Origin of the sequence: Streptomyces sp. NPDC048644, from assembly GCF_043199105.1 — a bacterium.
GTDB lineage: Bacteria > Actinomycetota > Actinomycetes > Streptomycetales > Streptomycetaceae > Streptomyces.
In genome coordinates, this window is sequence record NZ_JBICVO010000005.1 from 115,938 (window position 1) to 132,673 (window position 16,736).

Below are 16,736 nucleotides of genomic sequence, written 5' to 3' on the forward strand. Positions count from 1 at the left end.
CCGATCCGCCGTACGTCACCCGCTTAAGGTGAACGCGTGGCTGCGAACGAGAACCCGCACGAGGTGCCCAAGGACCGCGAATTCCGGATGGCCGAACTGGCCGACGAAGCCGGCATCAGCGTCCGTACGCTGCGCTTCTACCGCGAGCGCAAGCTCATCCCCGCCCCGCGCCGCGAGGGCCGCATCGCCTGGTACAACGAGCACCACCTCGCCCGCCTGCGCACCATCGCCGCCCTCCTCGACCGCGGCCACACCCTCGGCGGCATCGCCGAACTCCTCTCCGCCTTCGAGAACGGCCGGGACGTCGGCGAACTCCTCGGCCTGGAGCAGACCTTCGTCTCCCCCTGGTCCGACGAGACCCCGGTCCGCCTCACCCCCGAGGCCCTGGCCGACCACTTCCGCGACGACGTCACCGCCGAAAACCTCACCGCCTCCCTCGACATCGGCTACATCGCCGTCGACGGCGACGAGTTCGTCCACATCAGCCGCCGCCTGCTGGACGCCTCCACCGCGCTCGTCGCCAAGGGCGTCCCGCTCGCCGATGTCCTGGAGGCGGGCCGCGCCGTCCGCACCCACGCCGACGCCATCGCCGGCATCTTCACCACCCTCATCCGCACCCACCTCCTCACCGACCCCCCGAACCACGGCACCGCCCAAGCCCCCCTCACCCCCCAGGACATCGACCGCATCACCCACACCATCGAAGAGCTGCGCCCCGTCTCCGAAGCCGTCGTCGACGCCGAACTCGCCATGGCCATGGACCGCCGCATCCGGGCGGAACTGGAGGCGTGGGTACGGGGATCAGGCGGCCCTGAAGCCGCGCAGTAGGCCCGCGGCCTCACAGCGGCCACGAACCGGCCGGATCATCCAGCCACGCCGCCTGGCCTTCGGCTGACACCGTCAGGCCGAACCGGTCGTGCCCCGGCCGCCCGTTCCCCGTCCACCACCGGAACGCGGCCTCCGCCTCGTCCCACAGCCGCCGCGGCCCGAACTGCCAGACCCGGGCACCGCCGCCGTCCCGGAACATGCAGCACGCCCAGGATCGGTCGGTGAGCCCGTAGAACCACACCGGACGGGCGCCGCCGCGCTTCTCGGCCAGGACACACAGGCAGCCCGGCACCCGCAGCCCCAGCGCGAACTGCTGCGGACCCAGCCGCTCCCCGACGAACTCCGCCTCCGTGAGGCCCGTGGAACTCTCGTCGCCGTCGGCCACGCTGCCGGTGACGTACGCGGCATGCACCACGGGCGGGAGGCGCTGGGCGCGGAGCTTCATGAACTCCACAGGACCGGTGAACCGCCCCGAAGCGCTCCGCCCGTCCGCCGCGACCCGCAGCCCGGCCACCGCGTCACCGTTGCCGAAGTGCGTCCCCCAGGGAGCGACGACGATCCCGCCCGGACGGCACTGCCCCACCCAGGCCCACGGAATCCGCCGGACACCACAGGTGCAGATCACCCGGTCGTACGGCGCCCCGTCCTGATACCCCTCGGCCCCGTCCCCGTGCACGACCACCGCACCACCGCCGAACGCCGCCAGCCTCGCCCGCGCCGCCCCGGCCACCGCCCCGTCCACCTCCACCGTGACGACCCGGCCCCGCCCGGCACGGTGGCTCAGGAGGGCGGCGTTCCACCCCGTGCCCGTACCGATCTCCAACACCTGGTGACCGGGCCGCAGTTCCAGGTCCTGAAGCATCCGGAAGACCACGCTGGGCATGGACCCGGAACTGGTGGGCACCTCCCCCGGCCCCGCACCGGCGTGCCGGCCGTCGTCCCACTGAACGGTGATCGGGCAGTCGGAATCCGCGTACGCCCGCCACACCTCCGGCTCGTCCGCACGGGAAACGGCCACGCTCCGCCCGCTGTCCGCGTCATAGGGCCACATCACCTCAGGCAGAAACGCGCACCGCGGCACCGCCCCGTACGCCCCCGCCCAGTCGGGCGACAGCGCCCCGCCCGCCAACAGCGCACGCCCCAACTCCACGCGCCCGGCGGCGCCTTCCCTGCCCGCCCGCTCGATGCCGTCCACAGCGCCTCTCCTCCACCGGCCGTCACCGGCCCTCACCGCCCCTCCCGCTTTCTTACGTGCCCCACCACCCCACCAGCCTCTCTTGATCCCCCAACTCCCCCTAAAGAGCTACGAGTTATCCCGCCCCGGTGCGACACCAGCCCATTAGCCACGTGTTAGCGGTGCAACAGCAGCGACCTGCACGCTTACTTCTGTTCGCACCCATCACCCGGCTCCGTCGGCCGGGTGGCACTCTCACAAGGGGAACGCCATGTACCGCTCCACCGCCCGCCGGGCCGGCCGCCTCGCCACCGCCTCGCTGCTCGCCGTCGCCGCCGTCGGACTGACCGCCTCCATCAGTAACGCCGCCACCGCACCCGCAGCGCCCGCCGCCCACCAAACGGCCGCCGCCCACGGAGTCAGCGGCACCTGGCACGGCACCCTGAAGTACCTCGCCCCGGGCAAGCTGACCGTCGCCCCGAAGTCCGGCACCGAGCAGGGCTTCTACGTCGGCCCGCACACCAAGGTGCTGGGCGCCGCCGCCATCTGCGCGTCCAACGGAAACGTCACGGTCGACAAGCACGGCTACGGCACCTCGAAGTGCACCGAGGCCCAGCTGATGAAGGCCGCGAAGATGAACAGCGTCGAGGTCCGCGTCACGGTCAAGGACGGCGTGGCCACCACGGTCGCCGAGCACTACCACCCCTGATCGGGCCGGGGCGGGGGCGGCCCTGTCCGATCACACGTCGAACGTCACCGTGACCGGCGCATGATCGCTCCACCGCTCCTCGTGCGAAGCGGCCCGCTCCACGAGCGCCTTCACCGCGCGCTGCGCCAGGCCAGGATGTCCATCTGGTAGTCGATGTGCTATTCGATCGCAACAGATTCCAGTACGCTCCCCGACGTGACGAACCAACTGCGGGCGCTGAGCGCCATCCGACTGTCCGTCAGAACGGATGAAACGACGTCACCAGGCCGTCAGCGCGCTGCCAACTCCAACGAAGCCGCACGCCGTGGCGCCGTCGTCGTCGGCGAAGCGGAGGACCTGGACGTCTCAGCGACGAAGACGACGCCGTTCAACCGGCCGGAGCTGGGTACCTGGCTGGCCCGCCCAGACGAGTTCGACATGATCATCTGGTGGCGCATGGACCGCGCAGTCCGATCCATGGCGGACATGGCGGAGCTGGGCCGCTGGGCGAAGGGCCACGGAAAGCTCCTGGTGTTCGCTGAAGGTCCGGGAGGCGCACCACTAGAGCTGGACATGCGGACCGTGTCACCCGTGTCGGAGCTCATCATGATGATGCTGGCCTTCAGCGCACAGATGGAGGCCCTGGCCATCAAGGAGCGCGTGACCGGCGCCATGGCTGCTCTCCGCACACAAGGCCGATACTCCGGCGGCCTGGTCCCGTACGGGTACGGGAAGGTGGAGAACCCTGATGGCGAAGGCTTCAAGCTGGCTCCCGACCCGGAGGCCGTGAAGGTCCTGTCCGGCATCATCCGGGACGTCCTGGAGGGACAGTCCCTGACCGCCGTCGCCATGGCGCTGAACGAGAACGGCGTACCTGTACCCAGGGACTACCAGGCCATCAAGGCGGGCCGTGAGCCAGGCGGGACCAGGCGAGGTAACAAGATCGAACGCTTCCGCTGGACAGCGGGGACCATGTCGAAGGTCCTCCGCTCCCCTGCCCTGATGGGGTACCGCATCCACCAGGGGAAGCCCGTCCGCGACCGTGACGGAAACCCGGTCCTGATCGGGGAGCCTGTCCTGGCGCGGGAGGAGTTCGAGACCCTCCAGGACCATCTCTCCACTCTGACGCCCCAGAAGAACCGAACCCGTAAAGACACCCAGGCCATGCTCCTGGGCGTCGCAAAGTGCCGTGGCTGCGGCGGGAATCTGTACCTGTCGAAGCGGGCCGGAGGCAGTGACTACAACTGCCGTGCGACGGCCCGAGGCGAGCGCTGCCAGACCCCCGCGGGCATCCGCGCTGACTGGCTGGAGAAGTACGTGGAGGAGCAGTTCCTGGCCCGCCTAGGACACTTCCAGATGACGAAGGTCATCACGCACAAGGGGTACGACCCGACCCCGGAACTCCGGGAGGTGGAGGAGGAGTTGAGGGCGCTCTACGCAGAGAAGGAGAGCCGCAAGTCCCGGACTGGCCGGATGATCTGGCAAGAGGAGGTAGACGCCCTGGAGCGGCGCGCGGAGGCCCTGGAGGCGACGCCCCGGGCAGAGGCTCGGACTGAGGTAGTGGAGACAGGCGAGACGCACGCCAGTTTCTGGGCCCGGCACGACGCCCCTGGCCGCCGCCAGCTCCTCCTAGACGCCGGCGCACGCGTGACCGTGGCGAAGGGCCGTTCAGGCGGAGGGGCTGAGCGGCTGAAAGGCCCAGACCCGGAGCGGCTGGTGTTCACAATCGGGGCCCACGACGACCGGGCAGCGGTGGCGCTCGAAGCCGCGGAGGAGGAGCGCGCTTCCCCTCTCGGCTGAGCCGACGACAACACGTCCTCAACAGAGGAGCCACCATGATGGCAGACACCCATGTCCACGCCTTTCACGTCCAGGAGCTGACGGAACTCCACCGCCTGGCAGGCGCGCTGTGGACGAAGCTCTTGAGCGGCGACAACACCCCCCACCTTCGTGAACGGATCAACAGCCTTGAAGCCGCCCAATCGACGCTTTTGTGGGAGGCACCGGAGCTGATCGCAGCGTGCAGTTCTGCGGCAGAGCGCCGGAGGGTTGCCAGCCGCCGCGTGATGGCCGCCGCTGGCGCCTGGTGATCGACGGAGAGACGGAGGGCTGGCCCTGGGGCTGGCCCTCTTCGTCGTTCCTGGGGCCACTGAGGGCCCTACGGCTCCGATCCTGACGCCGAGGAACGACGAAGATGCGACAGCAGTGAGGCCCTTATTTTCGTTTCGCCCCACATATCAAAAAGATCTACAACTAGCAGCCCTCTTGGGCTTCACCCCGGGACCTGGGACAGAACACGACTTTCGCATCGTCGACCTGCCCAATCCTGTCCCAGCACCCCGCACGACTAGTGATGGGGGAAGTTCGCTTCCCTTCAGCGGCCAGCTGCGATCACGGGCCTCCATTTGCTTGGCCTCTGGTCAGCACCCCTGGAATCGCACCCAGGCGGAGCGCGTCCGGAGGCCATTTTTCGTACTCCGTCAGGTCCAGCGGCCGGCGCCGGATCACTCCCTTGCCTCGCCACGGGTCGACTCCACATCGCCCGTGTGAACGCTTCCACCGACCGCCACGCGCCCAGGGCTTGGTACTGGCGCACAGAGGCCCCGGCTCCAGCTGGCGGGTCAGTTCCTGATGTGGAGTCGGGGAACTGATCCGCTGTCTGGAGTCGGGGCCTTTGCGTTTGCCTCCCGCCGTGTCACCGGCCACCGCCTCGCCTGTCTGCTACGGGAATTAACGAACTACATGCCCTTTCAGACGCCCACATTGAGGTGCCACGCGAGGCAGCTAATGGCATCACGCTGGTCGGCACAATGAGGGCCATGAAGGAAGCGTTGTTGGCCATCCTGGGGGCCGTGTTGGGGTATTCCGGCCACTGGGGTCAGGCATGGCTCGCACAGAGAAGTGAAGAGAAACAGGCACAGCGGGCCCTCATCAGAGAGATACGTAAGAAGCTGATCGAGTTGAGGGAGTGGCCTGCCGGTCACGACCGATGCAGGGTGCTCATTCAAGAGATCGCCGCAGACGCTGGCCTCTTGGCGGACAAGAGGCTCCGCGAGCGAGTAGCGGAGGGCATGCGTTACGCCCGGAGAGGCACCATCGACTCATGGAACGGAGCGCCCTCAACGTTCGGTGGAGACGCCTTCGAGTGCCTCTCGGCAAGACTGCGCGGTGACCGTCGCCTCCCTGCGCTGAGCCCCGACAGAGAGGTGAGTCAGTTCCTCATGGACACGAACGAGCCCCCGCATGCTCACATAGATGATCTAGCACGGGCCATCATGGAGAGGGAGGACACCCGGGGAGAGTTTCAGGCTTGGAGAGCACGTCGTATTGAAGGCTGGAGGCGTGCCCTGCCCTCCAGGTTCCGGTGAGGACGCCCCGTGAGCCCATCTGTGCCACCGATCGATGAGGTCTGCGCTGACCACCGGACCCAACGTACGTAACACATGGCCATCCCCTCGGTCCGGGCCCCGTTAACGACAGACGCTGAGGAAAGACGCCCAGGGCAGGCAGGGCAGGCAGCGGACAACAGCGGCCGCCTGGTCCAGCTGCCCGGCCGCCGGGCACTGTTCGCATGCCCGCCACTGTCCGTGCCCGTACTTCTCTTCCCGGCCACGGGCCGCCACGTTCGCCGAGTCGGCGCCTCCCAGGGCGATGTGTACCGAGCACCCTGACCCCGCCTTCTCCCGCAGGAGGGGGTTCAGCTTCGGGTACACCTCATGCAGGAACACGGCAGCTGCTCGATAACGCCCCCGTAGGCGACTGCGACGAATGCCAAACCAACTGGAGGCAGCTGAACGCCCTTAAGGCCCAGCACAAGATCACCCAGGCCGCACGCCACGCCACAGCGATCAGAGAACACGCCAGCGGCGCCCACGGCTAACCCTCACGAGACACGTCGGCCCCTGGCTTCCGCTGAGGCCTTCGCTATGTACCCAAGGTCACGACGGCGGCCTAGTGGTCGAACACGACCGTCACAGGAGCATGGTCTGACCAGCGCTCTTCGTGCGATGCAGCCTTCTCCACGTACGCCTTCACAGCGCGCTCAGCAATGCCTGGCGTTGTGCAAACCAGGTCGATCCGCCAGCCCGCGTCGTTGTCGAAGGCCCGGCCGCGGTACGACCACCACGAGTACGGGCCCTCGGTGTCCGGGTGCAGGGCGCGGACCACGTCGACGTATCCGCCGGCCGTCTCCGTCAGGACGTCGGTCAGCCAGGCGCGCTCCTCGGGGAGGAAGCCGGCCTTCTTGCGGTTGGCCTTCCAGTTCTTCAGGTCGGCTTCCTGGTGAGCGATGTTCCAGTCGCCGCAGACCACGACCTCGCGGCCGTCGGCAGCGGAGCGTTTGCGCAGGTCGACGAGGTAGGGGAGGAACTCAGCCAGGAAGCGCTCCTTCTCGTCCTGGCGGTCGGTGCCGACCTCGCCCGACGGCAGGTAGAGGGAGGCCACGGTCACGCCGGGCAGATCCGCCTCGACGTAGCGTCCGCTGCCGTCGAACTCCGCCGAGCCGAATCCCACCCGGACCCGGTCCGGCTCGCGCCGTGTGTAAAGGGACACACCGGCTCGCCCCTTGGCCGCGGCCGGGGCGTGCACGACGTGCCACCCGGCGGGCTCGCGGACCTCGTCGGGCAGCTGGCCGGGCTCCGCCCGTACCTCCTGGAGGCACAGCACGTCGGCGCCGGTCTCCGCCAGCCACGGCACGAAGCCCTTCTTGGCGGCGGCGCGCAGCCCATTCACATTCACGGTGGTCACGGTGAGCAAAGCGTGCTCCTCAGGTTCACAAGCGGCTGTCCCACGCGTTCACGGTCGTCACGGTGAGCATCCCGGCACGATACCGAGCCCGCGCCGCCGACCGGGCATCGCGCCGAGCGGCTCCCGCTGCCGCCCGCACACCCGTACGCTTTCCGGAATGGAGATAGTCCCCGTCCGTTACGACCACCCCGACGCGGTCACGCTCGACGCACTGGTGCAGCAGGAGTACCTGCGGCGCTACGGCGACCCCGACATCACGCCACTGGATCCGGCGATGTTCGTGCCGCCGCACGGCAGGTACCTGCTGGCGTACGACGGCGGGCGTCCGCTGGCCACCGGCGGCTGGCGGGTCCAGGAGGACGCGGCCGATGGGTACGCCCCGGGGGACGCCGAGATCAAGCGGATGTTCGTGGTCACGCAGGCCCGGGGGCGCGGCCTCGCCCGGCGCATCCTGGCGGCGCTGGAGGCGGACGCGCGGGCGGCCGGGCGGACACGGATGGTGCTGGAGACCGGCACCGAGCAGCCCGAGGCCCTCGCCCTGTACGCGTCGTGCGGCTACCGCATGGTCGCGAAGGCGGAGAAGTTCGGGCTGTACCGCACGTACGACGACAGCCGGTGCATGACCAAGGATCTGGCGCCCGCCGCCTGACGGGCGCCAGGCCCGCACCCCCTCCCGTTCGTTGTTTGACAGAGCTCCGGGCCGCTCTCCATACTCATTCCACTAATCAACTAGCTAAAGGGGGGATCCGGGTGAGCGACCCGAGCCCATGGGCGATCGAGGCCGAAGGTCTGGGGAAGAAGTACCGCCGCGGCTGGGCGCTGCGGGACTGCTCGTTCCGTCTCGGCGCGGGCCGCATCTGCGCGTTGGTCGGCCCCAACGGCGCGGGCAAGAGCACCTTCCTCGGCGCCGCGACCCGGCTCGTGCAGCCGACGGCCGGCAGCCTGCGGCTCTTCGGCGTGCCGGTGACCGATCCCGCGGTACTGGAACGGGTCGCCTTCCTCGCGCAGGACAAGCCGCTCTACCCCCGCTTCACCGTGGCCGAGACGCTGCGCCTGGGCCGCGAGCTGAACCCGCACTGGGACCAGGCCCTGGCCGAGCGGATCGTGCGGGCGGGCAACGTCCCCCTCACCGCCCGGATCGGCACCCTCTCCGGCGGCCAGCGCACCCGCGTCGCCTTCGCGCTGGCCTTCGGCAAGCGCCCGAAGCTGCTGCTGCTCGACGAGCCGATGTCCGACCTCGACCCGCTGGCCCGGCACGAGATGTCCGGCCTGCTGATGGCCGAGGCCGCCGAGCACGGCACGACCGTGCTGATGTCGTCCCACATGCTGTCCGAGATGGAGGACATGTGTGACTACCTCCTCGTGCTCGCCGACGGCCGGCTGCGCATGGCGGGCGCGACCGACGAGCTGGTGCCCGCGCACACCCTGGTGACCGGCGTGGCCGCGGGCAACGGCGTGCCCGATGAGCTGACCCGGGCGCACACCGTGGTCGAATCCCGGGTCACCGGGCGGCAGTTCACCGCCCTCATCCGGCCGGGCGGCCCGCTCTCCGACAGCTGGGAGGCGCAGTCGCCCGGCCTGGAAGAGGTGCTGCTTGCCTACCTGCGGTCGCCCGAAGCGCCCACGCTGATCGCGGACGAGGCGCGGCTCGACGGTCCCCAGGGCGCCGCGGCGTGAGCGGCACGACGCAGACGGCGAGCCCGTCCCGCACGGAGGGCGATGACCGCGGCGCCGGTCCGGACGCCGGTCCGGCGCGGCGCGGGCTGCTGCACGGCCTCCCCTGGCTGGTCTGGCGGCGGCACCGGGCAGCGCTCCGCCTCGGCCTGCTGCTCACCGTCGTGGCCTGCGCGGTCTTCGCGTACCAGCGCATGGGGATCATGGACTTCCTCGGCGACAAGAGCCTCGGCACGTACGGCCAACGGACCGAGGAGTTCCAGAAGCGGTTCAGCTCGACGCTCAGGTCCGACCTCGCGTTCCTGACCCTCCTGCCCGGCATCATCGGCGTCTTCCTCGGCGCCCCGCTGATCGCCGGCGAGCACGAGCACGGCACGCTCAAGCTGGTCACCACGCAGTCCGCGAGCCGCGGCCGGTGGCTCACCGCCACCCTCGCGCTGCCGCTGGCCGTCGCGGTGGCGTGCACCACCCTGCTGTCGGTCGTCTTCCACTGGATGTGGGCACCCGTCCACGAAATCGCCTTCTCCGGCGACTGGCTGGACAGCGGCACCTTCGAGAGCACCGGCGCGGTCCTGCCCGCGCTGACGCTGTTCATCACGGTCTGCGGCATCGCCTTCGGCATGCTGGTGAAGCGGGTCGTGACGGCGATGGCCCTCACCGCCGTCTTCGCCACGGTCTTCAGCGTCATCTGGTCGGAACGGATCGTCCACCGGCTCGGCACGCTCCGCAACGCGGTCTACCCGTACGACGGCGACGGCCCCGACCTGCCGCGCGGATCCGTACGGATCGACGATTGGGTCTCCACCGCGGGCGGCAAGCTCTTCGGCTTCAGCACCTGCAACGACGACGAAACCGGTGCCTGCCGGGCGAAGCTGGGCATCGTCAACCGCGTGACGCAGTACTTCGACTACGGACAGATGACGGGGATGCAGTGGCTGGGTGCGGGAATCCTGCTGGCACTGACCGTGGCGGTCCTGGCGTTCGTCATCTGGCGGGCCCGCCGGCGGCCACTCTGAGACCCGCCCGGGTCGGCGCTTTGACACCCGGTACCGGCACGCCGATCATCAAGCGGTCGGACAGCACGGCCCATCCGGCGCGAAAGGCGCGCATGGTGCGGGCGGACGAGGCGGAGAGGTGGTGAGCGTGGTCGAGTTCCGTATCGACCGCCGCAGCGGCGTCGCCACCTACCTCCAGATCGTCCAGCAGGTCCAGCAGGCGCTGCGGCTCGGCACCCTGGTGGAGGGCGACCGGCTGCCGACGGCCGCGCAGGTCGCCGCCACCACCAAGGTCAACCCGAACACCACCCTGAAGGCATACCGGGAGCTGGAGCGGGAGGGCCTGGTCGAGCCGCGGCCCGGCCTCGGCACCTTCGTCAGCCGCACGCTGGCCAGGCCCGATTCGGCCGGGGACGCGCTGCTGCGCGAGGAGCTGCGCTCCTGGATGGACCGCGCCCACGAGGCGGGCCTCGCCCGTGAGGACGTACAGGCGCTCCTGAACTCGGTACTGGAGGACAGGTACCCGGGCGCCCGTTGAGACGACGGGCCGGGCGGCGCAGGGAACCGGGTGAGGCCGGAGCCCGGCGGGACCGCAGGGCGACGGAGAGCGGGGCGACGGAGAGCGGGGCGGGGCGCCGGGTGCGCCCCGCCCCGCCGCGCGTCCGGCACCCGGGTTGACCCTCTCCCCACGTCAGGGCGCAGCCTGAGCAGGTGACGGGCCAGGACGGTCCCCCGACGAAAGGCGCTGCCGCGATGAGTTACCCGGTCGGCCAGGTATCCGGATTCGCCGGTGTCACGGTGCGCACGCTGCACCACTACGACAGGACCGGCCTGCTCTCCCCCAGCGACCGCAGCCCGGCCGGCTACCGCCGCTACAGCGAGTCCGACCTCGTTCGGCTGCAACAGATCTTGTTCTACCGGGAGTTGGGCTTCCCGCTCGACGAGATCGCCGCCATCCTCGCGGACCCGCAGGCCGACGTGCTCGACCACCTGCGCGCCAGGCACCGCCTGCTCAACGAGCAGATCGCCAAGCTGCGGCGGCTGGTCGAGGTCGCCGAACAGGCCATGGAGGTCCAGCGGACGGGGGTGCGCCTGACTCCCGAGGAGCGCTTCGAGGTGTTCGGCGAGATCACCTTCGATCTCAGCTACGCCACCGAAACCCACTGCAAGAGGCAGCACAGCGAGGGGTACCGGCGGGCGATGGCACGGGCCGGCGCCCACACCAAGGAGGACTGGGCCGACATCATGGCCGATGCCACCCGGTGGCGGCAGCGCCTCCTGGCCGCCTTCGATACCGGCGAACCACCGGAAGGCCAGGCGGCGATGGACCTCGCCGAAGAACACCGCAGTCACCTCAGCCGCTGGTTCACCGCCTGCCCCACCGAGATGCACGGCCGGATCGCCGACGACTTCGCCGCCGACCCCCGCGCCTTCGCCCTGATCGTCCCGCCGTCCGAGCAGCGCCCCGGCCTCGCCGGATACCTCCGCACCGCCGTGCACGCCAACGCGGTACGCCAGGAGGACGCGCCCGCCGCCGCACCGGAACCGCCCGCCGACGCCACCGCAGGCCGCACCGCACCCCGGGACGCCCGATGAAGATCCTGATCACGGCCGCCGGCTCGTACGGCGACATCGCCCCGTACACCGGCGTCGGCGCCGCCCTCACCACGGCGGGCCACCAGGTCGCACTCGCCACCCACGACTCCTTCGCCCCCCTGGTACGCGCCGCGGGCCTGGAATTCCGCCGGCTGCCCGCCGACCCGCGCACCGGCCGGCCGGGCCGTACGGAACCAGGACCGCAGGCCACGGAGCCCGGACCGCACGCCCAGGCCGCGCCCCCTCCCGGCGTCGCATCCGGCGGCAAACGGGCCCTGCTGCGCACCGCCGCCGCCTTCCTCCAGGAGCTGGGAGGCGGCATCGCCGAAGCCGTCACCCCCGGCACGGACCTCCTGCTGCTGTCCGCCACCACCGCCCCGCTCGGCCGCCACCTGTGCGAGGCGCACGGCATCCCCGAACTCGAACTCCCCCTCCAACCCACCGCGCCCACCGGCGACTTCGCCCCCGTCATGACCGGCGCCCGCTCCCTGGGCCGCCTGGGCAACCGCGCCGCCGGCCGCCTCTCGCTCCGCGTCGTCGACCGCCTCTACACCGACGCCTCCCGCGACCTGCGCGCCCACATCGGCCTGCCGCCCGCCACACCGGGCGCCGTACGCCGCCGCGCCGAGGCGTCCGGCCGGCCGGTCCTGCACGGTTTCAGCGAGGCCCTGGTGGCGCGGCCCGCCGACTGGCGCCCCGGCCTGGACGTCGTCGGAAACTGGTGGCCCTGGCACGACCCCGACGCGCAACTCCCCGCCGACGTCGAGGACTTCATCGCCGCCGGGCCGCCGCCGGTCTTCATCGGCTTCGGCAGCATGGCGGCGGGCGAGGGCGAACGGCTCGGCGCGCTCGCCGTACGGGCGCTGCGCCGCGCCAAGCTACGCGGCATCCTCCAGTCCGGCTGGGCCGGCCTCACCGCGGAAGCCGTCCCCGCGCACGCCGACCGGTCCGACATCCTCACCATCGGCGAGGTCCCGCACGCGCTCCTCTTCCCCCGCACCGCCGCCGTGGTCCACCACGCAGGCGCCGGCACCGCCGCGGCCGGGCTGCGGGCCGGTGTGCCCGCCGTCCCGGTCCCGGTCACCGCCGACCAGCCGTTCTGGGCCGCTCGGTTGGCGTCCGTGGGTGCCGCGACCGCGCCGGTCCCCTTCGCGGACCTGTCCGGCGAAGCAGCCGCCGACCGGCTGGCCGAAGCCCTCATCGAAGCCACCACGAACCCCGCCCTCCGCACCCGCGCCGCCGCAGCCGCCCGCCGTATGGCCACCGAGCACGGCACACAGGCCGTCGTCCACGCCGTACGCACCATCGCCACCTGACACGCCATCATTTTCCGTCGCCATCAGGCCCGTTCCCCCTCCCCCTGACCGGTTCCCACCACCTGGACCGCCCGACTCTGGTAGTCCTTTTCACCGGGGGACGGGCCCGCGCCCGTCGCAGCGACCTCTGGGGCGCCGCAAGGGAGGGGATGGACATGAGCACCACCACGCGCGACGAGATCATCGCCATCGAGCAGAAGGCGGTGGACCGCGCCTACGACTGCTACCACGCGCGACTCGATGAGCTGAAGGGGAATCCGGTCGCGACGGCATCCGCGAGCGGCAAGGACAGCATCGCCAACCGGCTCGGCGCCGAGGAACGCGCGAAGGCGTACGACGGCCTCGGCAACGAATCGCTGGTCATCGGCCGCGTCGACGTGCAGGCCGAGCCGACACCCTTCTACGTCGGCAGGCGCGCCGTGTCCGACGTCCGCACCCGCGACACCGTCGTCGTGCTCTGGACGAGCAAGCTCGCGAAACAGTGGTCCGACGCGCTGCCCGAAGCCCCGGGCGAGGTGCTGCTGCGGCGGCAACTGCGGTGCGAGCGGCACGTGGTCCAGGACTACTTCGACGAGATCGCCATCGCCGTCGCCGCCCCCGTCCCGACGCCACGGCCGCCCGCCGAGGACGTCGAGAACGTCGAGAACGCCGAGAACAAGGCGGCCGACGCCGAACGCGCGACACCCCCCGAAACCGCGCCGGTGCCGCAACCGCCCGCCCCCACCCCGGCGGCCGTCCCCCGCAGGCGGCGCCCCAAGCCCCAGCAGCCCGACGATTTCCTCCTGCGCGAACTCCAGCGCTCCCGCAGCGGCCGGATGCGCGACATCGTCGAGACCATCCGCCGCGACCAGATGGCGCTGGTCACGGAGTCGCCCACCGACGTCCTCGTCATCCAGGGCGGCCCCGGCACCGGCAAGTCGGCGGTCGGCCTGCACCGCGTGACCTGGCTCGTCAACAACGACCACTTCCACGCCCAGGACATCCTCGTCGTCGGCCCGCACCAGCGCTTTCTGGACTACGTCGGCCACGTCCTGCCCACCCTCGGCACCCGCAACGTCAACGCCGTCCAGCTGACCCGGCTGTGGGACGGCGAGGTCCTGGGCTCCGACACCCCGCGGGCGCGCCGGGTGAAGTCGGACGAGCGGATGGCGGCCGTCCTCCGGCGGCGCGTCGAACACGCCTGCCGCCCCGAGGCCGTCGACGCCCTCACCGCACCTCCCGCCTACGAGGGCGACGAGCCGGCGTTCACCGTCACCGCGGGAAGCACCACCCTGCGCGTCCCGCGCACCGAAGTCCTCGCCCTCATCGACGAGGCCCGCGGCGGCAGCGGCGCCTACCGTGAACGCCGCGACCGCTTCCGCAGCCTGCTCGTCGACCGGCTCCTGAAGGAACTCGTCGCCGTCGCCCCGCGCCGCAGCCGCGACGGCACCATCCGCCGTGACCTGGAACGCAACCGCCGCGTCGGGCAGCTCATCGACCGCGTCTGGCCGTCGCCCGGCGCCAGGGAAGCCCTGCGCACCCTCTACGACTCGCCCGACCTCCTCCGCACCTGCGCCGCCGGCATCCTCGACGACACCGAACTGGCGGACCTGCACCGCCCCAGGGGAGCCTCAGCCGACGACGACTCCTGGACCCTCGACGACCACGTCTGCCTCGAAGAACTCCGGTACCTCATCAGCGGCGATGCCCCGCAGCGCTACGGCCACATCGTCGTGGACGAGGCGCAGGACCTCACCCCCATGCAGGCCCGCGCGCTGCGCCGCCGCTGCGCGGCCAACGGCTCGCTGACGGTACTCGGCGACCTCGCCCAGGCCACCGGGCCGCACACCCACACCAGTTGGGACCGGATCGGCACGCTGCTGTCCGACCACGGCGACTGGCGGATCGCCGAACTCAACACCAGCTACCGCGTCCCGGCCGAAATCATGGAGTTCGTCGCGCCCCTGGCCCGCGCGGTCGCCCCCGCACTGCCCTACCCCCAGGCCGTGCGCCACGCGGGCGATGACGCGGTACGCACCCTGGCCACCGAACCGTGGAAGCTCCTCGACGACACCGTCACCCAGGCCATCCGCCTGGTGGGCACCAGCGACGGCCGCACCCTGCGCTCGGTGGCCGTCATCGTCCCCGACGACTCGGGCTGGCTCGACGAGATCGGCCGCCACCTCGACGAGAGCGCCGACCTCACCCGTCAGGGCCGCGAGGCGGTGTCCGTCCTGGCCGCCGCCCAGGCCAAGGGCATGGAGTACGACCACGTCCTCGTCGTCGAACCCGCCACCATCGCCGACCGCGGCCCGGCCGGCCTGCGCCAGCTCTACGTCGCCCTCACCCGCAGCACCCAGAGCCTGACCGTGCTGCACACATCCCCGCTCCCGGAGATCCTCACGACCACGGACAACGCAGCCGAACCGCCGCCCGACGCACCCGGCCCCGGCACCGCGCCGGAAGACCTCCCCGAGATCGGCTCCGACCTCCGCGTCCAGGTCATCGGCCCGCGCCCCGGAGGCCGCTACAAGGTCAAGGCCCTGTCCCCGGAGATCGACCGCCCCCTGGTCCTGGCCGTCCGGCACGGCTCGGTCCCCCCGCGCGCGGGCGACGAACTGACCTGCTGGGTCTTCGCCAACGAGACGAACCACAGCGTCCTGACCACCGACCAGCGCGGGCGCCGCCCCATCTCCCCCAAGATGGCGGAACGCTACGCGGCGGCACTCGGCGTCATCGACGAACTGCTGGCCGGCGACGGCACGGCGGCAAACCCCCGCGCCCGCCTCGCCGAACTCCAGGGCATGGCCCACCGCGTACTCCGCCGCGACCAGCCGGACTGGGTGGCGGTGCGGCGCGTACTCGGCTCCCCCGACCGGCAGGCCCTGGGCGCCCTGCGCGACCTCGCGGCAAGCACCCACCGCGCACTCAAGGACGACGCACTGGACGTCGGCCGCCTACGGGACGAACTGACGGCATCCGGCTGGGCCCCGGCCCTCGCCACGGCACGGGCCACCCTCACGACCCGCCTCGCCGCCACACCCGAACCGGCCCCCGCCCCCGCCTCCCGGCCCGACCAGAAGGAAACCGCGCCCGTGACCACCGTCGAAGAAGCCCCCGCCGCACCGGCCGTGACCACGAAGGAGGCTTTCCAGCACGCCCTGGAAACCGCGGCAGCCGCCGACCGCACCAGCAAGAAGCACGAGGCCGTACGCCATGCCGTGAAGTCGGCCCTGCTGTGGGCTGACCTCCAGCCCGCCGACTCCCCCGTCGTCGACGTCAGCTGCGCCACCGCCGACGGCCTGTTCCTCTACGAGGTCCTGGGCTCCGGCTGCTCCACCTACCCGGACCTGCGCGCGGGAGCCACCCGCCTCCTGGAGATCAACCACACCCTGCCCACCCCGGCCGACCGTCTCCACCTGGTCCTGTGCGAACCCCCCGCCGACGACTGGTCGGCCGACACCGTCCACGCCGTCTTCGGCATCCACGTCCTGTGGCGCACCCAGGAATCCTGGGGCGGCCACGACACGGAATCCGCACTGTGCCAGGGGCCGCGCTAGCACCACCGTGCGTGCGGCTCCTGCCGTACGACACGTCAAAGCCCCCACCGGGCGGACCCGGTGGGGGCTTTGTGTGCGGTGGACCTGAGGGGATTCGAACCCCTGACCCCCTCGTTGCGAACGAGGTGCGCTACCAGCTGCGCCACAGGCCCTTGCGACGAGTGAAACTCTAGCATCTCG

General features: G+C 71.1%; 14 protein-coding genes, 1 tRNA gene and 2 pseudogenes. 12 read left to right on the forward strand and 5 right to left on the reverse strand.

The window, feature by feature from the left end; all coding sequences use genetic code 11:
* The first annotated feature begins 87 nt into the window (after positions 1 to 87).
* Entirely contained in the window at positions 88 to 828 is a 741-nt protein-coding gene (locus ACGFNI_RS12905) for a MerR family transcriptional regulator (RefSeq protein WP_393683855.1), read from the forward strand.
* Positions 829 to 838: 10 nt separating this feature from the next.
* Here the strand turns inward: ACGFNI_RS12905 and ACGFNI_RS12910 are convergent, their stop codons facing one another.
* Positions 839 to 2,023 (reverse strand): methyltransferase domain-containing protein, encoded by a 1,185-nt coding sequence (locus ACGFNI_RS12910; protein WP_393683231.1) that lies wholly within the window; start codon positions 2,021 to 2,023, stop codon positions 839 to 841.
* Between the two features lie 250 nt (positions 2,024 to 2,273).
* Here ACGFNI_RS12910 and ACGFNI_RS12915 point away from each other — a divergent pair, with 250 nt between their 5' ends.
* Entirely contained in the window at positions 2,274 to 2,711 is a 438-nt protein-coding gene (locus ACGFNI_RS12915) for a hypothetical protein (protein WP_393683232.1), read from the forward strand.
* A gap of 30 nt (positions 2,712 to 2,741) precedes the next feature.
* Here the strand turns inward: ACGFNI_RS12915 and ACGFNI_RS12920 are convergent.
* Positions 2,742 to 2,846: pseudogene (locus tag ACGFNI_RS12920) on the reverse strand (exodeoxyribonuclease III); the annotation flags it as partial.
* Positions 2,847 to 2,906: 60 nt separating this feature from the next.
* Here ACGFNI_RS12920 and ACGFNI_RS12925 point away from each other — a divergent pair.
* From ACGFNI_RS12925 to ACGFNI_RS12935, 3 genes are all read left to right on the forward strand, one after another.
* Entirely contained in the window at positions 2,907 to 4,490 is a 1,584-nt protein-coding gene (locus tag ACGFNI_RS12925; RefSeq protein WP_393683233.1) for a recombinase family protein, read from the forward strand.
* A gap of 35 nt (positions 4,491 to 4,525) precedes the next feature.
* Positions 4,526 to 4,780, forward strand: a complete 255-nt coding sequence (locus tag ACGFNI_RS12930; RefSeq protein ID WP_393683235.1) for a hypothetical protein — start codon at positions 4,526 to 4,528, stop codon at positions 4,778 to 4,780.
* A 729-nt stretch (positions 4,781 to 5,509) separates the two neighbouring features.
* Positions 5,510 to 6,058 carry a hypothetical protein gene (locus ACGFNI_RS12935; RefSeq protein WP_393683237.1) on the forward strand — a complete coding sequence of 183 codons (549 nt, stop codon included), beginning with the start codon at positions 5,510 to 5,512 and terminating at the stop codon, positions 6,056 to 6,058.
* A 201-nt stretch (positions 6,059 to 6,259) separates the two neighbouring features.
* On the opposite strand, the pseudogene ACGFNI_RS12940 reads toward ACGFNI_RS12935, so the two are convergent.
* Together ACGFNI_RS12940 and ACGFNI_RS12945 are read right to left on the reverse strand one after the other, a co-directional pair.
* A pseudogene (locus tag ACGFNI_RS12940) lies at positions 6,260 to 6,424 on the reverse strand (XRE family transcriptional regulator); the annotation flags it as partial.
* A 217-nt stretch (positions 6,425 to 6,641) separates the two neighbouring features.
* Positions 6,642 to 7,445: an exodeoxyribonuclease III gene (locus tag ACGFNI_RS12945; protein ID WP_393683239.1), complete on the reverse strand. Its 804-nt coding sequence runs from the start codon at positions 7,443 to 7,445 to the stop codon at positions 6,642 to 6,644.
* A 148-nt stretch (positions 7,446 to 7,593) separates the two neighbouring features.
* Between ACGFNI_RS12945 and ACGFNI_RS12950 the strand changes: the two genes are divergently transcribed.
* The 7 genes from ACGFNI_RS12950 to ACGFNI_RS12980 all read left to right on the forward strand — a co-directional run bounded on the left by ACGFNI_RS12950 (position 7,594) and on the right by ACGFNI_RS12980 (position 16,556).
* A complete protein-coding gene (locus ACGFNI_RS12950; RefSeq protein WP_393683241.1) occupies positions 7,594 to 8,085 on the forward strand; it encodes a GNAT family N-acetyltransferase in 492 nt (163 codons plus the stop codon).
* 101 nt (positions 8,086 to 8,186) lie between these two features.
* The gene (locus tag ACGFNI_RS12955; RefSeq protein WP_393683243.1) at positions 8,187 to 9,113 is read left to right on the forward strand and encodes an ABC transporter ATP-binding protein; all 927 of its coding nucleotides are present in this window, start codon (positions 8,187 to 8,189) and stop codon (positions 9,111 to 9,113) included.
* Positions 9,110 to 10,126, forward strand: a complete 1,017-nt coding sequence (locus tag ACGFNI_RS12960) for an ABC transporter permease subunit (RefSeq protein WP_393683244.1) — start codon at positions 9,110 to 9,112, stop codon at positions 10,124 to 10,126. The genes ACGFNI_RS12955 and ACGFNI_RS12960 overlap by 4 nt, the downstream gene beginning before the upstream one ends.
* 118 nt (positions 10,127 to 10,244) lie before the next feature.
* Positions 10,245 to 10,643, forward strand: coding sequence for a GntR family transcriptional regulator (locus ACGFNI_RS12965; RefSeq protein WP_393683246.1), 399 nt, complete (start codon positions 10,245 to 10,247; stop codon positions 10,641 to 10,643).
* Between the two features lie 215 nt (positions 10,644 to 10,858).
* Positions 10,859 to 11,701 carry a MerR family transcriptional regulator gene (locus ACGFNI_RS12970; protein WP_393683247.1) on the forward strand — a complete coding sequence of 281 codons (843 nt, stop codon included), beginning with the start codon at positions 10,859 to 10,861 and terminating at the stop codon, positions 11,699 to 11,701.
* Positions 11,698 to 13,017, forward strand: a complete 1,320-nt coding sequence (locus tag ACGFNI_RS12975) for a glycosyltransferase (protein ID WP_393683249.1) — start codon at positions 11,698 to 11,700, stop codon at positions 13,015 to 13,017. Before ACGFNI_RS12970 ends, ACGFNI_RS12975 begins: the two co-directional genes overlap by 4 nt.
* Positions 13,018 to 13,172: 155 nt before the next feature.
* Complete coding sequence (locus ACGFNI_RS12980; RefSeq protein ID WP_393683251.1) at positions 13,173 to 16,556, forward strand: ATP-binding domain-containing protein; 3,384 nt, start codon at positions 13,173 to 13,175, stop codon at positions 16,554 to 16,556.
* Positions 16,557 to 16,635: 79 nt separating this feature from the next.
* On the opposite strand, the gene ACGFNI_RS12985 is transcribed toward ACGFNI_RS12980, so the two are convergent.
* A tRNA-Ala gene (locus ACGFNI_RS12985) sits at positions 16,636 to 16,708 on the reverse strand.
* Between the last annotated feature and the right edge of the window lie 28 nt (positions 16,709 to 16,736).